The sequence below is a fragment of the Providencia sp. PROV261 genome (assembly GCF_028477945.1).
In the GTDB taxonomy this organism is placed as follows: Bacteria; Pseudomonadota; Gammaproteobacteria; order Enterobacterales; family Enterobacteriaceae; genus Providencia; species Providencia stuartii.
The window spans coordinates 153,223-171,410 of the sequence record NZ_JAMPMC010000013.1 but is presented as its reverse complement, the minus strand read 5'-3'; the positions used below and the strand labels follow the sequence as shown (position 1 = coordinate 171,410).

Below are 18,188 nucleotides of genomic sequence, written 5' to 3'. Positions count from 1 at the left end.
AATGATTCAAAAAAGTGTATTATTATGATATCTACACCAGATATCGTTCTGGAATAACATACTAAAACGAAATAGGCGGAATAGTCCGCCTATTTTTGTTTCGAAGGAATGAAATTTATTTAGTGATAGACCTCTCAACCTTAGCACAGGGTATTTTTCAAACTGGTACGCTGAGTTAATAATTTGTTAAAAGAGTGTTTGAGTTATATTACTATACTAAAATTCAGGAGTCATACTTTGGAAAAAATCTGGCTGAAAAATTACCCAAGCGATGTGCCGGAAGAGATCGATCCTGATCGCTTTGCTTCTTTAGCAGAGTTACTTGAAAATTCGGTTTCGCAATATGCTGACCAACCTGCATTCATCAACATGGGTGCGGTGATGACTTATCGCAAGTTAGAAGAGAGAAGTCGTGCTTTTGCCGCTTACCTACAAAATGGGTTAGGGTTAAAAAAAGGCGACCGCGTCGCGTTGATGATGCCTAACTTGCTGCAATACCCGATAGCTCTATTTGGCGTTTTGCGCGCGGGGATGGTTGTCGTCAATGTTAACCCACTTTATACCCCAAGGGAGCTAGAGCACCAGTTAAATGATAGTGGTGCAACGGCCATTGTCATTGTGTCTAACTTTGCTCATACCCTTGAAAAAGTGGTGTTTAATACCAAGGTTAAGCACGTTATTTTAACTCGGATGGGGGATCAACTCTCTCGTCCGAAAGCGACATTAGTGGATTTTGTCGTCAAGTATGTTAAACGGTTGGTGCCTAAATACCATTTACCAGATGCTATCTCTTTCCGACGTGCGATGCATTACGGTTATCGTATGCAATATATCAAGCCAAAGATCAATGGCGATGACCTTGCGTTCCTTCAGTATACCGGAGGGACGACAGGGGTAGCGAAAGGGGCAATGCTAACGCACCGTAATATGTTAGCGAATATCGAGCAAGCTCGAGCGGCTTATGGTCCGGTATTAAAAATAGGTTCAGAATTTGTTGTTACGGCACTACCGCTCTATCACGTCTTTGCTCTTATGGTAAATTGCTTCCTGTTTATTAATGTCGGGGGGGTGAACTTATTGATTACTAACCCTCGTGATGTGGCAGGTACCGTTAAAGAGCTAGCACGTTATCCGATCACTTCGATTACGGGTGTTAATACCTTATTCAATGCATGGTTACATAACGCAGAGTTTCAACAACTGGATTTTTCTAAACTCAGGTTGACGGTTGGTGGCGGGATGCCTGTTCAAAAAGTAGTTGCTGAAAAATGGCAAAAACTGACTGGGAAGCATTTATTAGAAGGGTATGGATTGACGGAATGTTCGCCACTTGTCACTGGAAACCCGTATAATCTGACGGCTTATAGTGGTAGTATCGGGTTACCGGTTCCATCAACAGAAATCAAGCTGGTTGATGATGATGGAAATGAGGTTGCACTTGGGGAACCAGGGGAAATGTGGGTGAAAGGTCCACAGGTGATGAAAGGGTATTGGAACCGCCCTGATTCAACCGCGGAAATTTTACATGATGGCTGGTTAGCGACGGGGGATATTGCTGAAATAGACAGTGAAGGTTATATCCGCATTGTCGATCGTAAAAAAGACATGATCATCGTTTCGGGCTTCAATGTCTATCCAAACGAAGTGGAAGATGTGATTTCATCTCATCCTGATGTCGTAGAGTGTGCCGCGATTGGTGTGCCGAGTACGAGTACAGGGGAGGCAGTTAAAGTCTTTGTTGTTAGTAGTAATCCTAATCTAACGTCAGATGATCTGAAAACATTTTGTCGCCGCTCATTAACCGCCTATAAAGTACCTAAGTTATTTGAGTTCCGAACCGAGCTACCAAAATCGAACGTTGGTAAAATATTGCGTAGAGAACTACGTGATGAAGAGAAACAGCAAAAAGATAAATCAACAGCGTAACGTTGTCATATCGGTTTGCACCCCTATGAGTAACGCCGGTTTTTACCGGCGTTACTGTGATGAGAATATAAAAAGAGAAATTTGTTTTGAATTATCGTTTAGTTACAACTGATAGCGAACTTGCACAGGTATGCCAGCAGGCGAGTGAAGCCGATTGGTTGGCATTGGATACCGAATTTGTCCGTACTCGAACTTACTATCCACAATTAGGTTTGCTACAGCTTTATGATGGAAAACAAGTTTCACTGATTGACCCGTTATCTATTAGCGACTTTTCACCGTTTAAAGCCTTACTGACAAATAAGAGCCTCACTAAGTTTTTACATGCCGGTAGTGAAGATCTTGAAGTGTTTTTGCATGATTTTGAGTGTATGCCTGAACCGATGGTCGACACACAGGTTATTGCAGCCTTTTTGGGGTATCCAATCTCCTGTGGTTTCGCTTCTTTAGTTTCTGAATACTTAGGCATAGAGCTTGATAAGAGTGAATCTCGAACCGACTGGCTAGCGCGCCCCTTAAGTGAAAAACAGTGCCAATATGCGACGGCAGACGTGCTTTATTTGCTGCCGTTAGCCAAGATCCTGATGCAGAAAGTGGAAGAGTCAGGCTACCTTTCTGCTGCGCTAGAAGAGTGCCAAAGAACGGTTGAACGCAGACAAAATGTGACTGATCCTGCATTAGCTTACCGTAATATCACCAATGTTTGTCAGTTAAAGAATGAGCAATTGGCTTGCTTGCAAATGCTGGCGGAATGGCGGCTAAATCAAGCAAAAGCGCGTGATATGGCGATTAACTTTGTGGTTAAAGAGGAGCATCTTTGGAAAGTGGCGCGTTATTTACCCGGTTCATTAGGTGAATTAGACGCATTAGGGCTGACGGGACAAGAGATCCGCTGTCATGGAAGGCGGTTACTCAGTATTGTTGAAAAAGCCAAACAGATGGATGAGAGTGAATATCCCCCTACAGTGGCGAATTTGAATGAGCAACCTCAATATAAAACGTTATTTAAAGAGATAAAGAGTGTTGTTAAAGAAATTGCAGAGCATGAGAAATTCAATGCGGAATTGCTTGCTTCAAGGCGGCAAATAAACCAGTTGCTCTCGGTACATTGGGGGATCAAATCTATCCCTAATCAGCCTGAATTACTTGATGGTTGGCGAGGAAGAATGCTTGCTGAGCCAATTACAAAGCTCCTTCAACAAGCGCGTTAATGGCCTATTTTCACTCCTAGGTTTGCTAGGAGTGAAATGTTAACCTTTTACCTAGTGAATAGTGACGGCACTTAAGCGTTGAATAGCTCACCCACTCATTAATCAATCGATTTATTTACTGCACTGCTACGGTTTCGACAGAAAGTTAACTATCGGCAGAGGCGTATCGGAGAGTTGGGGGATTTTGTATTTCTTTTGGCAATAGACACCCAAACCACATAGAACAAATATTCATTCCATTGATGATTATTTAAATTCAATTGGTTGAACAAATAAAAAAGCAAGCCGCTATTTACAACTTAAAAACAACGGCTATTTGCTATGATTATTTTTCAGGAGCCTTGATTTCATCACCTTCCGGTAACGTAACGTTGAGTTCAAGTACTGAGATATCATCACCTTTTTGTTCGAATTGTACAGAAAGCATCTCAGGGTCAACTTGCACGTATTTACAAATAACCTGCAAAATATCTCTTTTCATATCAGCAAGATAAGGAGGTTCACTATCACCGCGGCGACGTTCTGCAACGATGATTTGCAATCGCTCTTTTGCGATATTTGCTGTCGACTTTTTTCTCGACAGAAAGAAATCCAATAAAGCCATTATTTACCCCCCAAATAGGCGTTTCAAGAAACCTTTTTTCTCTTCTTCAATGAATCGGATAGGGCGCTCTTCACCTAAAATACGGTCAACACAGTCACTGTATGCCTGACCTGCATCAGATTCTGCGTCTAAGATGACCGGTTCACCTTGGTTTGATGAACGTAGAACAGATTGGTCTTCAGGGATCACACCAATTAATGGAATACAAAGTATTTCCAGCACATCTTCCATGCTTAACATATCACCACGCGTCACACGACCCGGGTTATAGCGGGTTAATAATAAGTGCTCTTTGATAGGATCGAGCCCTTTTTCGGCGCGGCGTGATTTAGAGGCGAGAATACCCAAGATGCGGTCAGAGTCACGAACAGAAGAAACCTCAGGGTTCGTGGTGATGATCGCTTCATCTGCAAAGTAAAGTGCCATTAATGCACCACTTTCAATACCGGCTGGGGAGTCACATACGATAAAATCAAAAGACAAGTCATTACTTAATTCGTCGAGTATTTTTTCAACGCCTTCACGTGTCAGTGCGTCTTTGTCACGAGTTTGTGATGCTGGCAGAATATAAAGATTCTCGGTGCGTTTATCTTTAATCAGTGCCTGATTTAATGTGGCATCACCTTGAATGACGTTAACGAAGTCATACACTACTCGGCGTTCACATCCCATGATCAGGTCGAGGTTACGTAGACCGATATCAAAATCGATCACAACCGTTTTTTTCCCTCTTTGAGCTAGGCCTGTAGCTATGGCCGCGCTTGAAGTGGTTTTACCGACGCCACCTTTACCAGATGTAACAACAATTATGCGTGCCATGAATAATTCCTTGTAAATAAGGTCTAAATTAAGTTTTCAATATTTAATCTGTTGTCAACGAGACAAAGTTTCGCTGCTTTGCCGAGAAATTCAGACGGGATCTGATCACTCAGCCAATATTCACCTGCAATAGACACTAACTCTGCTTGCAAGTGGACACAAAAAATTTGGCTTTCCGTATCGCCAGAAGCACCTGCAAGTGCTCGGCCTCTCATTATGCCATATATATGAATATTACCATCTGCCAACAATTCTGCACCTGCACTCACATTACTTGTTACGATGAGATCACTATTTGGTGCATAAATTCGTTGGCCTGAACGAACAGGGGCATTAATAATTCGTGTTTTCCGGTAATTAAACTCAGGTTCGGCGGGAGTGGCTACCTCGACCGGTGTATGAACAGCCTTAGGTTGAGTATCAACGGCTTTTTGGCTTTTCCCCTCATTGAGAACCGGTAAGCCTGCATCATTGACTTTCTTACGTAGCAAAGGATCGGTACATCCGCTTATTCCGACAACCCTTAAGCCAACCGATATAATTGCTTTGTGAATACTGTATAAATCAGCATTTGTGGTTAAATCAGCAATGTTGATAACCACTGGCGCATTTTTAAGGAAGTCAGGAGCTTGACTAACCTTATCTTGTAGCGCTTTTTTGATGAGTTTGGGTTCTTCACTGTGTAAGTGAAGAACAGAAAGAGTAAAACTACTGCCTTTGAGTTCTATTGGCGACTGTGACATCTATCCGGGCTCAGCAAATTAAAATATCCGAAACAAACTTCGGGTGACGATATTCTGTAAAACAATAGCATGTTATAGTTACTACATTCTTCAAGCAAGCCAATGAACTAAGAAAAAGAGTTAAATATAATGATTTGTGCAATATATCGTAGTCCTAACCGTGAACAAACATATCTTTATATTGAGAAGAAGGATGATTTTTCTCGTGTACCTGAAGAACTCATGAAACAATTTGGTACTCCTCAATTTGCGATGACCCTTTCCCTTGCAAACCGCGACAAGCTGGCAAATGCAGACATTGAGAAAGTCAAAGCTGATTTAATTGAAGTTGGGTATTATCTGCAATTTCCACCTCCAGTTGAAAACCTACTCGCTGAATATCGAGAGTCTTACAGCGAATAAAATTAGGATAATACTTAGATGTTAATTTACTTGGGGAGGTGATGTGATAAAACCAACGTTATTATTTACTTTAATTAGCGGCCTATTTTTAGCTAGCTGCTCAGCAAAACAACCTATTTTGGTTACACCACAGGCTGAGCAAGATGCCATGATTGCAAAAGAGGTGATCGCGCTAAATAAAGCTTTTCCACTCAAAGAGCGTGAACCATCGCAATTCCCTGCTTATGTGGAGTTGTTAAAAGAGCATGCATTAGCTCAAGGTATTCAACCTGCAACTATTGAACGTGGTTTCGCCCATATTCATTTTATTGAACGCGTTGTTAAGGCCGATAAAGGGCAACCGGAAAAAAGAGCAACGGTGACTTTAGAAAGTTATCTCAAGAATGTGCTACCTGCATCACGCATTAATGCAGGCGCGGAAAAATATTGGGAAAATGAGTCACTCTTAAATGCGATTAGCCATCGTTATGGCGTACCGCCCCAATATATTGTTGCGTTGTGGGGGCTAGAAAGTGGCTTTGGTCGCTCCCAAGGTAAAGAAGATGTTATCTCAGCATTAGCTACGCTTTCATTTGAAGGCCGCCGTGAAGCATTATTCAGTAAACAGTTGCTGGCTGCACTGGAAATTATGGATAAAGGCTATATACCGGAAGAGCAGCAGTTAAAAGGCTCTTGGGCAGGCGCCATGGGCCAAAGCCAATTTATGCCGACGTCTTATTTATCTTATGCGGCGGATGGTGATGGCGATGGCAAAATGGATATTTGGAACAATAAGGCGGATGTGTTTGCCTCAATTGCCAATTACCTGTCTACGGAAGGCTGGCAGTCTGCACTACCTTGGGGCTATCAAGTGAGCCTACCTACCGACTTTGATAAGCAACTGGAAGGCGTGAAAGCAGAGCAGGGCAAAACGGTTGCACAGTGGGAGCAACTTGGCGTTAAACTCCCTGCATCTGCGCAGTTATCACCCAATTTAAAAACGTGGGTTGTTATCCCTGATGATCCGTTAGGGCGTGCATACTTAGTAACTGAAAACTTCCGCACGATCATGCATTGGAATCGTTCATATTACTTTGCTTTGAGCGTTTGCCTCATGGCTGATGGCGTTGCTCAAAAAATACAATAACGATAATAGGAGTTACAACTATGTACCAACATCGTGACTGGCAAGGTGCCTTACTGGATTTCCCTGCAAACAAAGTGGTTTGTGTTGGCAGTAACTATGCGAAACATATAAAAGAAATGGGCTCAGCACATCCCGAAGAGCCTGTGATTTTTATCAAACCTGAAACGGCATTATGTGACGCTAACCAACCGATTGTTATTCCAAAAGATCTTGGCTCTGTACATCATGAGATAGAATTAGCGGTTTTGATTGGTATGCCCTTAAAAAATGCTGATGAAGATAGAGTTTCTCGCTCAATCGCGGGTTTTGCTGTGGCATTAGATTTAACATTGCGTGATTTGCAGGCAAAATTTAAAAAAGCAGGGCAGCCATGGGAAAAAAGTAAAGCGTTTGATGGCTCATGTCCTATTTCAGGCTTTATTCCGGTTAATAACTTTGGTGATCCGCAAAGTGCCCAGCTTTCACTGGAGATCAATGGGGAAATTCGCCAGTCAGGCTCTACTCGTGATATGATCACGCCAATATTACCTCTGATTAGCTATATGTCTCGCTTTTTTACTTTGCGTGCGGGGGATATTATTTTAACGGGAACACCAGAGGGTGTCGGGCCGTTGACATCGGGTGATATGTTAAAGCTCTCAATTAATGACCACTCGTTAACGACTCGAGTGATCTAATGATATAGGATTGATAAGTATTATGTCTCAGCCTTTCTGGCAGGTAAAAACGTTAGATGAAATGACTGACGATGAATGGGAATCACTGTGTGACGGTTGTGGTCAGTGTTGTTTACATAAGCTGATGGATGAAGACACGGATGAAATTTATTTTACTAACGTGGCTTGTAATCAATTAAATATCAAGACCTGCCAGTGTAAGCATTATGAAGATCGTTTCAGTTATGAGGCAGATTGTATCAAGCTCAATCGCTACAATTTAGAAACGTTTGAATGGTTGCCACACACTTGTGCTTATCGTTTATTGCTAGAAGGTAAAACCTTACCTGCATGGCATCCTCTTAAAACGGGGTCAAAAGCGGCAATGCACAGTGAGCGGATCTCTGTTCGCCATATCGCGGTTAGAGAAAAAGATGTGGTGGATTGGGAAGACCATATCATGAATCGGCCAGTAGATAGAACATCATCTTAATCAGATAAGCTTGATTTAGCCAATATGTTTGAATAACGCGACAGCCCTATTTTATAGGGCTGTCGTATTTTAAAACAGTGACGTATTAAAATTCTTCATAAACAGCAGGATCTTGATTGCGTAATCGACCATTAGCAGAAGATAAGTTATTTATTGCTTGCATATCTTCCGGCGATAATTCGAAATCATAAACATCAATATTTTCAATTTGGCGTGACGAATGCGCCGATTTCGGTATTGGTAATGCACCTAACTGTAAATGCCAACGTATGATAATTTGCGATACCGATTTATTATAGCGACTCGCTAAATTGAGTAAGGTTGGATTAGATAACACATCACCAGCACGACCTAATGGGCTCCATGATTGCGTAATGATCCCTTTAGATTGGTCATACTGACGCTGTTTGGCTTGATTAAAATTAGGATGCAGCTCAATTTGATTGACCACGGGAAGTATGCCCGTCTCTTTTTCTAATGTTTCTAGATGTTCGGGGAGAAAATTACACACCCCAATACTTCTGATTAAACCTGAACGTTGTGAATCGATTAATGCTTGCCAAGCCTCAACAAATGTTCCTCTTTTCGGATTTGGCCAGTGGATCAAATAAAGGTCAACATAATCTAAACCTAATCGAGCCACTGATTCTTGGATAGTGTGCATGGCATTATTGTATTGTTGGTGTCGGCCAGGTAATTTCGATGTGACGGTTATTTGATCTCTAGGAACAGAGCTATTTTTAATGGCTTTGCCGACAATACCTTCATTCTCATAATTAAATGCAGTATCTAATAAACGATAGCCATGTGATAGCGCACTTTCAATAACCCGAACCCCATGTAAACCTTTTAATGAATATGTTCCAAAACCAATTTGAGGGATTTGGAATCCATCGAGTAATTCATATGATGGGATCATAGTGTCTCCTGATAGATGTCAAAACTGTACCCAATATATCACCGCGTAAGAACTTATTTTGTCGATTTGGGCAGTAGCAATAACATCATGATGGCAATGACCAAAGCGCAAACCGTCAGTAACACTCGGTCAATCGCTAATACAATAGGCCCAGCAGTGGCCGTTAAGTTAAATGTTAATGCGATAGCGGTTAAACAAAATGTCCAATAGCCATAACGTTTCGCACCGATCATTAACATGGCGAATAACAATAGGCCCACTAAGGAAACGTGTAAGAGTGGGTTATTTGATAAACCAAGTAAAAGCCCCCCTACAGCAGCACCGAGCAGAGTGCCTGCACCACGTTGTTTTAGCCTTTGCCAAGTTGCTGTCCGTTCAGATTTCATCACTCTTAAACCAGCAGCAGGTAACCAACAGGGATGAGAGCTAGGGAGCAGGGTTGCAAGAGCACTCCCGATGAGCGCAACGAGAACTATTGCCACAGAGAAGCGCTGTACTGCGAGAGTGCGCATATCAATTTGAGTTGTTGGTGCGGGAAGGTCATGACGGGGCAACAGAATATAAGCAATAATGACGCCCCAAAATGTACCGAGTGTAAATGCGATGCCATAAAATAAGCTACCCTGAGCGGGGACCTGACCAATTGATAGGAAATAAGCTAAAACGCCAAGGGCGATTGGTAAACGTAGATAGGTTGACCGCAATTCGGCATAGCCTTGAAAAAAAGCGCCAAGTCCAGAGCAAATAAAGAATAAAAGGCTACCAAGGGTGACGTTAATACCGATTACCGCAAGAGCAGATAAAATGCAGGCTCCTTGCAGTAAAACATAAATAGGTTTTTTCGTGGGGAGTTTAGGAAATGACACAACTAATAAATATGCACCAAAAGAGATCAAAGTCCCTAACATGGGTTGCTTATAGAGGATAGCAATAAACCATGGAGCGATAACCCATAGAGAAAGTAAAAAGGCACTTCGGGTTTGGGGCAAAGAAATTGGCATTAGACGATCTCACCTTATAAATTAATCATATTCATACAGTGTATAAGTTGATAACTCAACGAATAACTTACTGAGAATTATTATAATTTTCCATCATCTCTATTTGAGCATCATTGATTGCCCCGCCAACCTATCACTCGGAAAATGACATAACCAGCGTATAGCAACATCAATATGCCACTCTGGTAGTCGTTTGTATTGCTATCTTCTGTTTTTGTAAAATTAAGTAATTAAGACCTATCTTTTTCTTGAGTATGGCATGGTAAAGCCTCTAAAGGGAGGAAACCAAAATGCATCAAATGAAAACAGAAGTTGTGGTTATTAGACTCACTAAGCAAGAAAGAGCAGAGCTTGACGCTAAGAAAACTAAGCCCATTCTCTCAGACTGGTTAAAAGAGCTCGCATTTGCAGCCCCCGATAACCCAGACAATAAGAATATTGAAGGTAAACCCGCCTAGCGGAGTGATGATTTTATTCTCTACAAAATGGGCTTGCATGGTATATCTCAGTCAATAAAGGCGTTGAATGCAATTAACTTTATGGCTAATAGTAGGTTAATTGCATTCACTTAATGGAATGTAGCAGTTTAAGTCAGCAATTTTGTAAGGTGCTGTTAAAGAGGTTAACGGTAGTTTTAATTGATTGGTCGCTAACAATATGAAAGTAGTAACTTAACAACAATGTCGATTAAAGTTTGATCGGTGTGTGTAGTTGAAAGAGATCTAACTCTCACTTCTTGCGATAACAGATATTCAATATACGATGTGTGCTTTATGTTATGGTCTAAATAAGTTGCATTAAACAGGCTTATTCGCTCCATTAATCTTGTTATCTTTAGATAGATTATTGCGCAAAGTGATCTAACTAACCTTAACTGAGCATCTTTTTTGTTCAGCACTGGTGAAATAAAAAGCTATTTATACTCTTTAGGTGAGTTTTAGGACTATTCTTAAGGATGGTTTTGATATCTGAGTTAAGTCTCAATAGAGGGGAGGGTAAATTATTTTTTAACATTAGTTATCAAATGGTTACACATTTAAAAAAAATTGAATAGATCAAAAAATATGAAGAAAAAATGTGCATACATCAAATTAATTGATAACATTTACTAACAATAAGTAACCTTTGTTATTTCTTCATTAGCGCATTTTGGGTGCTAGGCAAGGAATAAAATAGCGAAATAAAAAGAACTTTTGAAATATAGTCAAATCACAAGTAATTATTCTACTTACTAGATCAAAATAAAGCCTATTACTTTCTGATTTATCGCTTAAGTTTTGCTTTTAATCTAAAAATACACCTTTATCCATATAATCATATTGTTTTACTCCTTACATGAGTAAATAATCCAATTATGATGCATTACCGTTATATCATAAATATATTCTCAAATGAGAATTAATTCCATCAATGAATAAACATAAAATTAATTTATATTATTTAAAACCCAAATATCATATTTAGACTAATATTTATTTTGAGTATATAAATTTAGAATAAGTAGTCACAATAAGGATAATCTTATTTAGAATAGTTTTTGCATTTATCTCTTTTATAAAATATCACTATAAGATCATTTTTTAGAATTTGTTAAAAACATAAAAATAAAAAACAAACAATCAATTTGATAAATTAGCGTAAAACGAGTAATACATCGTGTATATTCAATAAGGTTTTTCGATCAATAGCAGTTGTTTGATAGGCTAAGACTATTAAATTTTATTGTATCTCATGATAAAAACGATTTAATGTAATTTAAGTTTTTATGTATCCTCTCTCCGAAATCATATAGACCACGTTATGATTATTAATTCTAAAAATGGACTGATTAAGATAGAACTATATTTTTAATTAAATTATTAGCAGTAGCTTAAATACACGGAAATAAATGTGTAACCATATTAAACATATGGTCAACACCCTACGCTAATTATTTATTAAAAGACTAGGTGCTTAATAAGTTCTGTTTAGTGTAATAATAAAAACCCTCATATTAGGAAATGACAATGAAAAAAGTATTACTGACTGCAATTGCTACTGCAATTATTGGTGCATCTTCTGCTTACGCTGGAACTGGAACTGAAAACGCTGGTGGTGGCCAAGTTAATTTCTACGGTAAAGTGACAGATGTTTCTTGTACTATTTCTGTTGACGGCCAAGGTAGTGACGCTAAAGTTTATTTGGCTCCTGTTTCAGTAAAAGAAGTTAAAGATGCAGGTGCAAATACTTACCTGAAACCAAAATCATTTGTTATTGACGTGACTAATTGTCAAGGTACAGCTGATGACACTACATTAAATGTTAACTGGACTGGTGGTAACGTATTAGTAGGTGCTTCTGGTGCAAACGAAGGTTATTTAGCTAACACTGATTCAACGGGTGCTGAAAATATTCAATTAGTATTAGCAACTAATGCTGATCCTGATTTAAAAAACCAAAATCAACCCAACTAGTGCTACTCAACCTAAAGCAAAAACAGTTGATATTGCTGACGGTTCACGTTTCACTTATTACGTAGGTTACGCAACTTCTACGCCAGATACTGTTAGCAGCGGTATCGTAGAAAGCTATGCAACTTACGAAATTACTTACGAATAATATTAAATTAATTTAAAAGTAATATTTATCTAAGCGGTAGGTTAACTGCCGCTTTTATTTAGAGGTTCAAATGAAAGCAATTGTTTTATTCTTCTGCTTCGTTTTCAGTGCATCTTCATTAGCGAACAACATTATTGTTAACGGCACACGATTTATTTATCCTGGAAATGAAAAAGAAATTACAGTGCAGTTAAATAATACCGCGGATAGACCAGCTGTCGCACAAGCATGGTTAGATACCGGTGATGCATCTGAAACACCAGATACAATAAAAACACCATTTCAAATTACGCCTCCAATATCTCGTATTGATGCTAAGGGTGGTCAAACTCTCCGTATTAAATTAATGGATAAAAATGGACTACCACAAGATAAGGAAAGTTTATGGTGGCTGAATATTTTAGATATTCCACCGACAGTCCGAACTGCAGGAAAAGAAGATCAAAACTTTTTACAACTGGCAATTCGTTCTCGTTTTAAATTTATTTATCGTCCTGTAGGTTTAGGTAGCCGTGAATTAGCACCTGAAAAATTAATTGTGAGTGCTAATGGAAATAATCTGACTATAAATAACCCAACACCATTTTTTATTACCATTACAAAAATTTCTACAGATGGAAAAAATGGGTTAACTGATAAAGCGGTTATGGTGGCACCAAAAAGCCAGAGCTCAGTGGTATTGAAAAAAGCAATTAAAGCAGGTGAAAACATTGTTTTGAACAATATCAATGATTATGGGGCGGACATAGCAGTTAAAACAACTGTTAAATAGGACAGAAAAATGAAACAGCGAGAGTTAATAAATAAATATAGTAATACACTCTCTGTGACCTGCTTTGTCACTGTATGTATGATGCCAACATTTTACGCGTGGGGGGCGGAAGGCACAACCTACGAGTTTAACAGTGGATTCATAGTAGGCAGCAAAGATAATGTTGATTTAGAACGCTTCAATACTGCTCCAATTAGTGAAGGTAAATATTCTGTTGATGTGTATACCAATGATAATTGGAAAGGACGCTATGATTTAAATATTGTTCAACAAAAAGATGGGAATTTAGGTGTGTGCTATACGCCAGCTATGTTGAGCAATTTTGGTGTTGATGCAGAAAAATTAAACCCACAACTAAATTCACAAGAATCCACCTGCTTACCTCTTAAAGAGTGGAATAATTTGAGTGAAGTGAATGATAAATTTCACTCATCTAATTTACGTCTAGATATTTCAGTACCCCAAATTTATGAACAACGTTTATCACGCGGGTATGTTGCGCCACAATTCTGGGAAAAAGGAATACCAGCACTTAATGTAGCCTATATGGCTAACTATTATGATAATCATACCAGCGGAGCTCAGGGGCAAAATGATGCCAGTGCGTATTTAGGATTAAATGCAGGGTTATCATTCGATGGCTGGTTGTTAAAACATATTGGTAACTTAAGTTGGCAACGTTCAGGAAGCACCAGTTGGAACAGCAACCAAACTTATTTACAACGACCTATTGCAAGTATGAAGTCAAAAATGACCGCAGGTCAGTTTTATACTGATGGCGATCTGTTTGACAGTATTAGCTTGCGTGGTGCAAAAATTGCGACAGATGACAGCATGTATCCTGATGGAATGACATCATATGCACCTGAAATTCGTGGTGTTGCCCAAAGTAACGCATTAGTCACTGTACGCCAAAATGGCTCGATCATATATCAAACTTCAGTACCACCAGGGCCGTTTATTTTAAATGATGTCTATCCATCCGGTTACGGTAATGACCTAAACGTCACCGTTAAGGAAGCAGATGGCAGTGAAAGTACTTTCAGTGTGCCATATTCATCGTTAGCACAACTGTTACGTCCGGGCTTTACACGTTATCAAGTCGCTGCTGGTAAGTCTGATACCGATGGTTTGCATCATCGCCCTTATATTATGCAAGGTACGATCCAACACGGCTTAAATAATACGTTTTCACTTTATGGTGGTGTTACGGCATTTGATGACTACCAAGCTTATTTAGTTGGTACTGGTATTAATACGGGGATTGGTGCGTTAGCACTGGACGTGACGCAATCTCGAACTGCGTTAAAACATCGAACCGATAATGGCCAAAGTTATCGTATCACTTTTAACCGACTGATATCGCAAACTGATACCAATATTTCATTGGCTGCGTATCGTTATTCAACGAAAGACTATTTTAATGTTAACGATGCGCTGTATGCGATCGATTATGATAAACGTGGTCTTTCAAATAACCGTTGGCGTGAAAAAAATGGTTTTAGCTATACAGTAAACCAAAACTTACCGGATGGATTTGGTGGGCTGTATTTTACAGGTCGTATATCAAGTTATTGGGAACGTTCTGGCACTGAGAAACAGTATCAGTTTAGTTATAACAACCAATATCAGCGCCTCTCTTATTCCATTAATTTTATGCGAGTCTACTCGGATAATAATAACTCACATGGAAAGAAAGACGACCGTATTAGCCTAAACCTAAATATTCCACTCTATTTTGGTGACAGCAGAAGTACCACATTAACCTCAAACACCGTATTTAATAATGAGAAATTTGGCTCAACTCAGCTCGGTGTTAATGGGGCACTAGATGATGAGAATAACTGGACTTATGGGCTAAATACCTCAACGGCTAGAGGTGGTGAACACAGTGTTGCAGTAAATACGGGTTATCGTACTCCTTATGTCAATACCAATGCTAATTATAGTCAAGGGCAAGGTTATCGCCAATTTGGCGTTGGTGCGAATGGCTCTGTTGTTGTGCATTCAGGGGGCGTTGTACTCACACCAAATACTGCAACGACAATGGCGTTGATTGAAGCCGAAGGTGCAGAAGGCGCTTCAATTATCAGTGCTCCAGGTGTACGCGTCAATCGAGGTGGTTATGCACTAGCACCATATGTACGACCTTATCGTATTAATAATATTGAAATTGACCCTAAAGGCAGTGCTGAAGATATCGTGTTCGAAAACACATCAAGTCAAGTCGTTCCTTATGAAGGCAGTATTGTTAAGGTGAAATTTGGCACTAAAGTTGAACGTAATCGGACTTTTAACGTTGTGCGTCTCGATAAAAAGCCAATGCCATTTGGCGCGGAAGTGACTAACGCTGAAGGTGAGTCAATTGGTGTTGTCGGACAAGGTGGCACGGTATTTATTAGTAACGAAGATGCCAAAGAAGCTATTGTGAAATGGGATAATGGGCAATGTGTATTTTCTCTGGAAGCAGGAACCAGTAAGGATAGTGTATGTCGATAAACACAATTTTACGTAATGGAATAGCACTGGCAGCAGTGCTATCGAGTATCCCCGCGTATGCTACATGCACCCGAAATAGTTGGGTTCCAGCCGAGAATATCGACATGCAATTTGGCCGAGTGGTTGTCTCACCAGATCTTCCTGTAGGTAGTGTGATACAAGAAAAAACATGGCCGATGAAGGAAACTGGCAGTTATTGGGCACAGTGTTATGGCGGCACTGTTTTAGATGCCATTATAACAGCAAAGGGGCTGACTGAGGGGCCAAATAAAGTCTATAACACGAATATCCCAGGGATAGGATTGCGTTTCCAACGTATGGGGGCTGTAGCAATGACCTACCCAGATACGTTTAAAGTTAGTGGGAGTAATAGACAAAAGATCAATGTGTATTTAGCTGGCTCAACATTTAAGTTACAAATCATTAAGACAGCAGAAAATACAGGCTCAGGGCGAATTACCCAAGGTGAGTATACTCGTTATGGTTACAAACCTAATTCAGTTGAACCAGCGATTATTACTTATTTATCGGCTGATGCCATTACCATTGTATCGCCATCTTGTAAAATTATGACAGGTAAAAACCAAGATGTTCATCTAGATACGGTTAAGCGCACCGATTTTAAAGGTCGAGGAACTACTGCGGGTGAGAAAAAGTTCCCTATTAATTTAATGTGTAATGGTGGAGTGAGTATTTCTCCCGATTCGGTTTCTGTAAACATGAGTTTCTATGGAAGAAATGCACCGAATACCAACCCTCAAGATGGGGTTCTGGATAACACTGCAAAATCGTCCCCGGCACAAGGTATTGGTGTGCAAGTTCTTACCGACAAGGGAGTAAAATTAACTTGGGGTAAGAGTTATAAGGTTGGGGAGTTAACAACTGCACTCGATAAATATATTAATACGAACTATATTGCTCGCTATTACCAGTATGGAGACAAAGTGACTGCTGGTGATGTGCAGGCTGTGATGCAATTCAACATAACCTATGATTAATAGGGGAGCCCAATGAAAAACTGGATAATACTGATGCTTTTTTCAGCGGTAGGTTATGCAAATGCATTACCAACTTTTGAAACTAACTATGATGAAGGCAAGGTATCTTTTGCGGGTAAAGTTGTTGATGTTTCGTGTGTAGTTTCCGTGAATGACCAAGGAAGTGATGCGAATATCTATCTTGCTCCAATTTCACTTATGGAAATTCATAATAGTGAAGGTGGTGCCTATTTAAAATCAAAAATGTTTACTATCAAGTTATCACAATGTCAATCTGTTGAGCATAATGGTGAAGTTGTTGATGCCGATCTCAATAAAATCAGTGTAACTTGGGCGGATGGTTACTTGGTGCCGAAAACAAACTTTGAAACTGCGGGGCTTCTGAAAAATATGTTAGTTGATGGTGCAAAAAATATTAACTTTGCATTATCCATCAATAATAACACGATTCTAGATGCTGATAATAAAATTATTCCAGCGGATCCTCAGCAACTTAAAGTCACGCCGAAAATATCGGATAATAAGGATGCAATTTTCCAATATTATATTGGTTACACAGCAGAGAAGGCGAGTGATGTGACAACTGGGTTGATGGCAAGTTATGCGACATATGAAATCCAGTATAATTAACATATAAAAACATGTAGGTTAAATAAAAATAACATAGCGATTTAATCGCTATGTTATTTTTTTGTTTAGGTGATTAGGTTTGAGATATAATTGCCTAATTACAGATGTATCATAAATGTAATAATATGGATTGAAATATTAGAGCGAGTTTTTAGAGTGAATAATAACACTCTCTGCTGTATATTTTAGCTCTTGACTCTTAATATTAATTGTTTCATCTTGCATAGAGTAATCCTCTTCAGTAATACATCCTTGAAAGAACCAGTCTATAGGGCATTTCAACGCAATCGCTATGCTAACTAAGTGATTTAGAGGTATTTTATTGATTCCATTCTCATAGCGAGAGACTTGCTGTTGGCTGATATTTAATTTTTTGGCTAAATCAGCCCCCGAAAGGCCTAATTCTTTTCGCCGTGTTTTTATCTTAATTCCAATAAAATAATGAATGTCCATGTGACACCCTCGATTGATAAAGGGATTGTAGAGTATAATGCTAATGCATTATAAAATTATACAATATATAAAATCTTAAAAAAACAATTAATTTCAATATATCGGTTATTTAATTTAGCTAAGCCATATATTGAAAAGACCTTACAATTTATATTAGTAAGTGTTCTCATGTGTTAATTAAAATGAGAATAATAACTATAACAGAAATATTACTATATAAACATTTGATATAAATTAATTGTTTTACTTTTTGTTTTTTAGTTTTTGTATTTGATTATTTTAAGGCTTGATTATATTTAAATAAACCTTATTCATTTTTTCTTTTATCGATACTCGAT

Annotated in this window: 17 protein-coding genes and 1 pseudogene; 12 read left to right on the top strand and 6 right to left on the bottom strand. The window is 39.1% G+C overall.

Annotated features, from left to right (window positions below; translation table 11 throughout):
- Window positions 1–237: 237 nt before the first annotated feature.
- Together fadD and rnd are read left to right on the top strand one after the other, a co-directional pair.
- Entirely contained in the window at window positions 238–1,926 is a 1,689-nt protein-coding gene (gene fadD, locus PR675_RS09290; protein ID WP_004919508.1) for a long-chain-fatty-acid--CoA ligase FadD, read from the top strand.
- 86 nt (window positions 1,927–2,012) lie between these two features.
- Window positions 2,013–3,137 (top strand): ribonuclease D, encoded by a 1,125-nt coding sequence (gene rnd, locus PR675_RS09285; protein WP_060560586.1) that lies wholly within the window; start codon window positions 2,013–2,015, stop codon window positions 3,135–3,137.
- Between the two features lie 325 nt (window positions 3,138–3,462).
- Here the strand turns inward: rnd and minE are convergent, their stop codons facing one another.
- Genes minE through minC form a run of 3 tightly spaced genes read right to left on the bottom strand, consistent with a single transcriptional unit; the run spans window position 3,463 to window position 5,303 of the window.
- Window positions 3,463–3,741, bottom strand: coding sequence for a cell division topological specificity factor MinE (gene minE, locus PR675_RS09280; RefSeq protein ID WP_004919515.1), 279 nt, complete (start codon window positions 3,739–3,741; stop codon window positions 3,463–3,465).
- Window positions 3,742–3,744: 3 nt separating this feature from the next.
- Window positions 3,745–4,560: a septum site-determining protein MinD gene (gene minD, locus PR675_RS09275; RefSeq protein WP_004919516.1), complete on the bottom strand. Its 816-nt coding sequence runs from the start codon at window positions 4,558–4,560 to the stop codon at window positions 3,745–3,747.
- Window positions 4,561–4,583: 23 nt separating this feature from the next.
- Window positions 4,584–5,303 (bottom strand): septum site-determining protein MinC, encoded by a 720-nt coding sequence (minC, locus tag PR675_RS09270; protein WP_004919519.1) that lies wholly within the window; start codon window positions 5,301–5,303, stop codon window positions 4,584–4,586.
- A 129-nt stretch (window positions 5,304–5,432) separates the two neighbouring features.
- Here minC and PR675_RS09265 point away from each other — a divergent pair, with 129 nt between their 5' ends.
- From PR675_RS09265 to PR675_RS09250, 4 genes are read left to right on the top strand one after another with little or no spacing between them, the layout of a single operon-like run.
- Entirely contained in the window at window positions 5,433–5,705 is a 273-nt protein-coding gene (locus PR675_RS09265; protein ID WP_004919520.1) for a YcgL domain-containing protein, read from the top strand.
- Window positions 5,706–5,748: 43 nt separating this feature from the next.
- A complete protein-coding gene (locus PR675_RS09260; protein WP_060560587.1) occupies window positions 5,749–6,831 on the top strand; it encodes a lytic murein transglycosylase in 1,083 nt (360 codons plus the stop codon).
- 20 nt (window positions 6,832–6,851) lie between these two features.
- A complete protein-coding gene (locus PR675_RS09255) occupies window positions 6,852–7,508 on the top strand; it encodes a fumarylacetoacetate hydrolase family protein (protein WP_004919523.1) in 657 nt (218 codons plus the stop codon).
- A 19-nt stretch (window positions 7,509–7,527) separates the two neighbouring features.
- Entirely contained in the window at window positions 7,528–7,980 is a 453-nt protein-coding gene (locus PR675_RS09250) for a YcgN family cysteine cluster protein (RefSeq protein WP_088499444.1), read from the top strand.
- An 85-nt stretch (window positions 7,981–8,065) separates the two neighbouring features.
- Here the strand turns inward: PR675_RS09250 and PR675_RS09245 are convergent, their stop codons facing one another.
- Both PR675_RS09245 and PR675_RS09240 read right to left on the bottom strand, forming a co-directional pair.
- Window positions 8,066–8,899 (bottom strand): aldo/keto reductase, encoded by an 834-nt coding sequence (locus tag PR675_RS09245; RefSeq protein WP_004919527.1) that lies wholly within the window; start codon window positions 8,897–8,899, stop codon window positions 8,066–8,068.
- A 53-nt stretch (window positions 8,900–8,952) separates the two neighbouring features.
- The gene (locus PR675_RS09240) at window positions 8,953–9,900 is read right to left on the bottom strand and encodes an FUSC family protein (RefSeq protein WP_060560588.1); all 948 of its coding nucleotides are present in this window, start codon (window positions 9,898–9,900) and stop codon (window positions 8,953–8,955) included.
- 290 nt (window positions 9,901–10,190) lie between these two features.
- Here PR675_RS09240 and PR675_RS09235 point away from each other — a divergent pair, with 290 nt between their 5' ends.
- The 6 genes and pseudogenes from PR675_RS09235 (at window position 10,191) to PR675_RS09210 (ending at window position 17,397) form a co-directional block, all read left to right on the top strand.
- A complete protein-coding gene (locus PR675_RS09235) occupies window positions 10,191–10,358 on the top strand; it encodes a hypothetical protein (RefSeq protein WP_004919531.1) in 168 nt (55 codons plus the stop codon).
- Window positions 10,359–11,906: 1,548 nt separating this feature from the next.
- Window positions 11,907–12,498 (top strand): annotated as a pseudogene (locus tag PR675_RS09230) (fimbrial protein).
- A gap of 70 nt (window positions 12,499–12,568) precedes the next feature.
- Window positions 12,569–13,270, top strand: coding sequence for a fimbrial biogenesis chaperone (locus PR675_RS09225; RefSeq protein WP_004919535.1), 702 nt, complete (start codon window positions 12,569–12,571; stop codon window positions 13,268–13,270).
- 9 nt (window positions 13,271–13,279) lie between these two features.
- Window positions 13,280–15,769, top strand: a complete 2,490-nt coding sequence (locus PR675_RS09220; protein WP_040133104.1) for a fimbria/pilus outer membrane usher protein — start codon at window positions 13,280–13,282, stop codon at window positions 15,767–15,769.
- Window positions 15,760–16,767 carry a fimbrial protein gene (locus PR675_RS09215; RefSeq protein ID WP_004919539.1) on the top strand — a complete coding sequence of 336 codons (1,008 nt, stop codon included), beginning with the start codon at window positions 15,760–15,762 and terminating at the stop codon, window positions 16,765–16,767. Before PR675_RS09220 ends, PR675_RS09215 begins: the two co-directional genes overlap by 10 nt.
- Before the next feature lie 12 nt (window positions 16,768–16,779).
- Window positions 16,780–17,397, top strand: a complete 618-nt coding sequence (locus PR675_RS09210) for a fimbrial protein (protein ID WP_004919541.1) — start codon at window positions 16,780–16,782, stop codon at window positions 17,395–17,397.
- Between the two features lie 138 nt (window positions 17,398–17,535).
- On the opposite strand, the gene PR675_RS09205 is transcribed toward PR675_RS09210, so the two are convergent.
- The gene (locus tag PR675_RS09205) at window positions 17,536–17,850 is read right to left on the bottom strand and encodes a helix-turn-helix domain-containing protein (protein ID WP_004919544.1); all 315 of its coding nucleotides are present in this window, start codon (window positions 17,848–17,850) and stop codon (window positions 17,536–17,538) included.
- Window positions 17,851–18,188 lie beyond the last annotated feature (338 nt).